Origin of the sequence: Pseudomonas sp. UBA6310, assembly GCF_002438225.1 — a bacterium.
Classification (GTDB): domain Bacteria; phylum Pseudomonadota; class Gammaproteobacteria; order Pseudomonadales; family Pseudomonadaceae; genus Pseudomonas_O; species Pseudomonas_O kuykendallii.
In genome coordinates, this window is record NZ_DJTK01000066.1 from 55,038 (window position 1) to 60,836 (window position 5,799).

Sequence of the window (5,799 nt, forward strand, 5' to 3'; positions counted from 1 at the left end):
CGCGGGCGTTCGAGGAACACCCAGAGCAGGCGGAATTCGGCGTTGGACAGCGGCACCAGCATGCCGTCCGCGGATTCGACCTGGCGCAGAACGCTGTCCAGTCGCCAGCCATCGAAGCGGACACTCTTGCGCTGGTCGCTGCGTGGCGCGTCACGGCCATCGCGCACCCGGCGCAATACGCACTGGATGCGCGCCACCAGCTCGCGCGGCTCGAAGGGCTTGGCGATGTAGTCGTCGGCGCCCAGTTCGAGGCCGATGATGCGGTCGGTGGGTTCGCAACGCGCGGTGAGCATCAGGATCGGAATGTCGGAGCTGGCGCGCAGGTTGCGGCACAGCGAGAGTCCGTCTTCGCCGGGCAGCATCAGGTCCAGCACCAGAGCGTCGAAATGCTCGCGATCCAGCGCCGCGCGCATCGCCACGCCGTCGCTGACGCCTTCGGCCTGGATGCCGAAGCGCTCCAGGTAACCGCAGAGCAGTTCGCGGATGTCGGCATCGTCATCGACGATCAGGACGCGGGTGGCTTTGAAGGCGCTGCTGGCTGTTTCCACGAGGCTCGGCTCCCGAGGCGATTACAAAAAAGGTCGCGATGCTCGCACGCATTCATATCGGCCCGTTTTCCGCCAGGTAACGAGATCGTTACATGCCGGGTCAGTGCGTCGCCTCGTAGCTGTCCAGGGTGTCGCTGGCGATCTGCCGGCCGAGCTGGATCAGCTCCGGCGCCTTGTAGAACTCGAAGAAGCGGCAGACGCGCTTGGGCACGTTGATCAGCACATCCGGTGGATAGCCGGCGATCTTGTACTGCGCCAGCGAGGTCTGCATCACCTCGAAACTCTGGTTGACCAGGTCGAGCAGCGACGCCGGGCCGACGTTCTCCAGTACCCGCGAACCGCTGGCCGATTTCGGCGAGCTGTTGCCCTGCGGCGCGGCCGAGGGTTGCTGGGCGTCTGGCGCGGCATCCAGCCAGGGGTCGACGGTCTCGCCGCCTTCCGCGGCGATCAGCAGCAGCGGCTCGCCGCTTTCTTCACGGCGCCGGAAGGGCAACCGCGTGCTCAGCGCCGCGACCAGCGCATCGAAGCGCGATTTCAGCAGCGCCGGGCGCTCGATCACCGGCAAGCGGTAATGCTGCTGGCCGGACGAGTTCAGGTTGACCGCGACGATCAGGTCACAGTGGCTGGACACCACCGGCACGATCGGCAACGGGTTCAGCAGACCGCCATCGACCAGCATGCGGTTGCCCTGGACCACCGGGGTGAACAGGCTCGGAATCGCCGCCGAGGCGCGCATCGCCTGGTGCAGGCTGCCTTCCTGGAACCAGATTTCCTGCTGGTGGGTGAGGTCGGTGGCAACCGCGGTATAGGGAATCGGCAGGTCCTGGATATCGATCTCGCCGACGATCTCGCGGATTCGGCCGAAGACCTTCTCGCCGCGGATCGCCCCCAGCGAGAAGCTGACGTCGACCAGGCGCAGGACGTCGAGGTAGTCCAGGCTCTCGATCCACTCGCGGTACTCGCGCAGCTTCCCGGCGGCATAGGCGCCGCCGACCACCGCGCCCATCGAACAGCCGGCGATGCAGCCGATCTCGTAGCCGCGTGCCTCGAGCTCCTCGATGACACCGATGTGCGCGTAGCCACGCGCGCCTCCCGAACCCAGAACCAGGGCCACTCGCTTGCTCATCCACACCTCCCCGGAAACCGATCGTGCGACGATACGCGTCCGCTTTGCCGACGCCAAGAAGCCGCGCCAGGCCGGCACTTTTTGAGTGGCAGACCGGTCTCAGCGAAGGCAAGCTGTACACCTTCCGAAGGAGAAACACATGAAAGCCTGGATACTGATTCCCCTGATGGCGCTCACGCTGGCCGGTTGTGCAGGCAAGACCTCGTACCGCACCAGCTGCGCCAATGGTCTGGATGCCGCTTGGAAAGAGCAGAGCCTCGCCGAAGCCGAAGGCTTCGCCGGTACGGTCAGCTATTCCAAGGCCGTGACCCTGCTCACCGCCGCCAAGACCCAGCAGCAGTTCGAAGCCTATTCGGGCTGCGTGAAGAAGGTCGAGAAAGCGCGCTTCTACCTGCGCGAATCCCGCGCCGGCCGCTGACCCGCACGCCGGCGCCACGCCCGTGGCGCCGGTGGCGGTCCTCCTACCAAGTGGTTCCCCGATGCAGATCGATTTCTCCGCCCTGACGTCGCTCGAAGCGTATCGCTGGATGGCCAACACCGTGACGCCGCGGCCGATCGCCTGGGTCTCCACGCTGTCCGCCGATGGTGTCGCCAACCTGGCGCCGTTCAGCTTCTTCCAGGTGATCAGCGATACCCCGCCGACCCTGATGGTGAACATCTCCACGCGCGGCGATGGCAGCCTCAAGGACAGCATGCTGAACCTGCAGGAAACCGGCGAGCTGGTGATCCAGCTGGTTTGCGCCGATCAGGTCGAGGCGATGAACGCCAGCTCCGCGACCCTGCCACGCGGCACCAGCGAGTTCGAGCACTGCGGCATCGCCAGCGAGGCCTCGGTGCGGGTCGCGCCGCGGCGGGTGAAGGGTGCGCCGGTGGCCTTCGAGTGCCGGGTGGCGCAGCTGTTGCCTTATCCGGCGCACGAGCCGAACTGCACCCTGGTGTTCGCCGAAATACTCTACGCGCACATCGATCAGGGCGTGCTCGACGAACAGGGCCGGATCGATGCCGGCAAGCTGGATATCGTCGGACGCCTGGGCGGCAAGTCCTACAGTTACACCCGCGAGCGTTTCGACCTGACGCGGCCGAACTGACGCCTCGCGCACGCCGACTTTTATGACGCCGGCTTTTCGTCAGTAAAGGTTACAAAGGCTTTGCCGGCCGGGAAGGGGCCAGTAGCATCGGCCTTTCATCCCGGAGGAGAGCCGCATGCGCACCAAACTCGATGCCTGCCTGCAGATGGTCAACGGTGTCCTGCTGGGCAAGGAACATCAGGTTCGCCTGGCGATGACCTGCCTGCTGGCACGCGGCCATTTGCTGATCGAAGACCTGCCGGGAATGGGCAAGACCACTCTCAGCCATGCTCTGGCGAAGGCTCTGGGCCTGAGTTTCCAGCGTATCCAGTTCACGTCCGACCTGCTGCCCGGGGATATCCTCGGCACCTCGGTGTTCGACAAGGACAGCGGGCAGTTCGCCTTCCATCCCGGGCCGATCTTCGCCGAGCTGGTGCTCGCCGACGAAATCAACCGCGCCACGCCGAAGAGCCAGAGCGCGCTGCTCGAGGCGATGGAGGAGGGCCAGGTGACCATCGAAGGCGCCACCCGGCCGTTGCCGGACCCTTTCTTCGTCATCGCCACGCAGAACCCGGTGACCCAGGGCGGCACCTTCGCGTTGCCCGAATCGCAGCTGGATCGCTTCCTGATGCGCCTGTCGCTGGGCTACCCGGCCAAGGGCGCAGAGAAGGCGCTGTTGCTCGGCGAGGCGCGGCGCGATCTGCTGCCGCGCCTGGAGCCGGTCTTCGACCATGCCGAGCTGGCGAAGCTACAGGAGCTGGTGCCGCAGGTCCGCGCCAGCGATGCACTGGTCGACTATGTGCTGAGGCTGGTCGAGGCCACACGCAGCCAGCCGCAGTTCGCCTGGGGGCTGTCGCCGCGTGCGAGCCTGGCCCTGCTCGCCGCCGCCCGTGCCTGGGCGTTCCTCGCCGACCGCGAGTACGTGATTCCCGAGGACGTGCAGGCGGTCCTGCCGGCGGTAGTCGGCCACCGCCTGCGCGAGCGCGCCGATCCCAGCGGGCACGGTGGCGGTGCGCTGGTGCGCTGGCTGCTGACCGAGGTGGCGGCGGTCTGATGGCCGATACCCTGCGGCGTCCGCGTTGGGATCGCTGGCTGGCCAAACGTATTCCGGCGGCCCAGCGGGTGCGCCTGGATCAGCGGCGCATCTTCATCGTGCCCAGCCGGGTCGGCGCGGCGTTCGGCGTATCCCTGCTGCTCATGCTGCTGGCCGGGATCAATTACCAGAACAGCCTGGCTTATGGGCTGACCTTCCTGCTGGCCTCGGTGGGCATCGTCGCCATCCTGCATACCTATCGCAACCTGGCCGGGCTGGTGCTCAAGGCCGGGGGCGGCGGCGCGGTATTCGTCGGCGAGCAGGCGCGCTTCAAGGTCCTGCTGGAAAGCAGCGGGCGGGCGCACCAGGCGATCGCCATCGGCTGGCCGCCGGCAGAGCTGCAGAGCCTCGATGTGCCTGCGCTTGGCCTTGGCGAGTGCGAATTGAGCCAGCCGGCGTTGCGTCGCGGCTGGTTGCGTCCCGGTCGGCTGAAGGTGGAAAGCCGCTTCCCGCTGGGCATCCTGGTCGCCTGGTCGTGGGTCGATCTAGACCAGGCGTTGCTGGTCTATCCGCGGCCGCTGCCCGGTGACCTGCCGCTGGCCGCCGGCCGGGGCGACGACGGCGAGGAGTCCGGGAACCATCAGTTGGGCCAGGGCGCGGACGATTACCAGGGCCTCAAGACCTACCAGCCGGGCGACTCGAAACAGCGCCTGCACTGGAAGGCCTACTCACGCGGGCATGGCCTGCTGGTCAAGGAATTCGCCGCGCTCAGCGGTCGCGACCTGCACCTGGACCTGGATGCGCTGGAAGGCGACCTCGAGTCCAGGTTGTCGCTGCTCTGTCACTGGGTGCTGCAGTTCTGCGACGAAGGCCAGGCGTTCGCGCTGCATCTTCCTGGCGTCCAGCTGGGGCCGGACAGCGGCGAGACCCATCGCGAGGCGTGCCTGCGCGCACTGGCGCTGTACGCAAGCGAGCAGCGTCCGGGGAACCGCCCGTGAGCACCCGCCGTTCCGGCGTCGCGCAGCCCATCCCGCGGGTGGCGTTGACCTGGCTGCTGGTCGCCCAGGCGCTGGTGATGGTGCCGCACCTGTTCCATCTGCCTGCCTGGACCATCGCTCTGTGGCTGGTCTGCGCGCTCTGGCGCATCCAGATCTACCGCATGCGCGCGGCCTATCCGAATGCGCTGGCCAAGGTCGTGCTGATGGCCGGCGCCGCGGCCGGGGTATGGTTTTCCCGCGGCAGCCTGATCGGCCTGGATGCCGGCAGCGTGCTGCTGATCTCGGCGTTCGTCCTCAAACTGGTGGAAACGCGCAGCCGACGCGACGCCCTGGTGCTGGTGTTCCTCGGTTTCTTCGTGGTGGTCACCGGTTACCTGTTCGACGACAGCATGCTCCTCGCGTTGTTCACGCTGCTTTCGGTGAGCGCCTTGCTGGCCTCGCTGATCGGCCTGCAGCAGACCACGTTCGCCGAGCGGCCCTGGCCGACCCTACGCCTGGCCGGCGGGATGCTCGCGCAGGCGTTGCCGCTGATGCTGCTGCTGTTCGTCTTCTTCCCCCGGCTCGGTCCCCTGTGGTCGTTGCCGCAACCGGCGGGCGGCGCGGTGACCGGGCTTTCCGACAATATCGAGCCCGGCGATATCGCCGAGCTCAGCCAGTCCGGTGAACTGGCCTTCCGGGCCAGCTTCGAAGGCCCGATGCCGCCGCGCTCGCAGCTCTACTGGCGGGCGCTTACACTGGAGCGTTTCGATGGCCGACGCTGGTCGCAGTCGTCGGTGGCGCAGTACCCGATCGAGCCGCAGTGGCAGAAGCGCGGCGAGGCGCTGCGCTACAACGTCATCATGCAGCCCAGCTCCAGGCCCTGGCTGTTCGCCCTGGATACCGGCGAGACCAGCCTGGAGCGCACCCGGCTGATGAGCGATTTCCGTCTGGAGCGTTATCGTCCGGTGGACAAGTCGCTGTTCTATCAGGTGACCTCATGGCCGGATGCCGTGCGCGAACCCGAGGATTCGCCCCTCCTTCAGCGCCG

6 protein-coding genes and 1 pseudogene are annotated in these 5,799 nt (G+C 67.1%); 5 read left to right on the top strand and 2 right to left on the bottom strand.

The features are described from left to right. Positions 1-518: pseudogene (locus B3E91_RS15830) on the bottom strand (response regulator); the annotation flags it as partial. Positions 519-648: 130 nt separating this feature from the next. Further along, on the bottom strand, positions 649-1,674 hold the full coding sequence (locus B3E91_RS15835) for a patatin-like phospholipase family protein (protein ID WP_090231019.1): 1,026 nt from the start codon (positions 1,672-1,674) through the stop codon (positions 649-651). 139 nt (positions 1,675-1,813) lie between these two features. On the opposite strand from B3E91_RS15835, the gene B3E91_RS15840 reads away from it, so the two are divergent. The 5 genes from B3E91_RS15840 to B3E91_RS15860 all read left to right on the top strand — a co-directional run. Continuing rightward, a complete protein-coding gene (locus B3E91_RS15840) occupies positions 1,814-2,092 on the top strand; it encodes a hypothetical protein (protein ID WP_090231018.1) in 279 nt (92 codons plus the stop codon). Positions 2,093-2,153: 61 nt separating this feature from the next. Continuing rightward, positions 2,154-2,762, top strand: coding sequence for a flavin reductase family protein (locus B3E91_RS15845; RefSeq protein ID WP_287030416.1), 609 nt, complete (start codon positions 2,154-2,156; stop codon positions 2,760-2,762). A gap of 115 nt (positions 2,763-2,877) precedes the next feature. Next, positions 2,878-3,795: an AAA family ATPase gene (locus B3E91_RS15850; RefSeq protein WP_090231016.1), complete on the top strand. Its 918-nt coding sequence runs from the start codon at positions 2,878-2,880 to the stop codon at positions 3,793-3,795. Next, the gene (locus B3E91_RS15855; RefSeq protein WP_287030418.1) at positions 3,795-4,772 is read left to right on the top strand and encodes a DUF58 domain-containing protein; all 978 of its coding nucleotides are present in this window, start codon (positions 3,795-3,797) and stop codon (positions 4,770-4,772) included. The genes B3E91_RS15850 and B3E91_RS15855 overlap by 1 nt, the downstream gene beginning before the upstream one ends. A gap of 77 nt (positions 4,773-4,849) precedes the next feature. Next, positions 4,850-5,799, top strand: a 950-nt coding sequence (locus tag B3E91_RS15860) for a DUF3488 domain-containing protein (protein WP_287030483.1), incomplete at its 3' end; no start/stop codon positions are given.

Bases quoted from the DNA above. Each gene is read 5' to 3' on its own strand.
- B3E91_RS15835 (WP_090231019.1), bottom strand. From the start codon at position 1,674: ATGAGCAAGCGAGTGGCCCTGGTTCTGGGTTCGGGAGGCGCGCGTGGC.
- B3E91_RS15840 (WP_090231018.1), top strand. From the start codon at position 1,814: ATGAAAGCCTGGATACTGATTCCCCTGATGGCGCTCACGCTGGCCGGT.
- B3E91_RS15845 (WP_287030416.1), top strand. From the start codon at position 2,154: ATGCAGATCGATTTCTCCGCCCTGACGTCGCTCGAAGCGTATCGCTGG.
- B3E91_RS15850 (WP_090231016.1), top strand. From the start codon at position 2,878: ATGCGCACCAAACTCGATGCCTGCCTGCAGATGGTCAACGGTGTCCTG.
- B3E91_RS15855 (WP_287030418.1), top strand. From the start codon at position 3,795: ATGGCCGATACCCTGCGGCGTCCGCGTTGGGATCGCTGGCTGGCCAAA.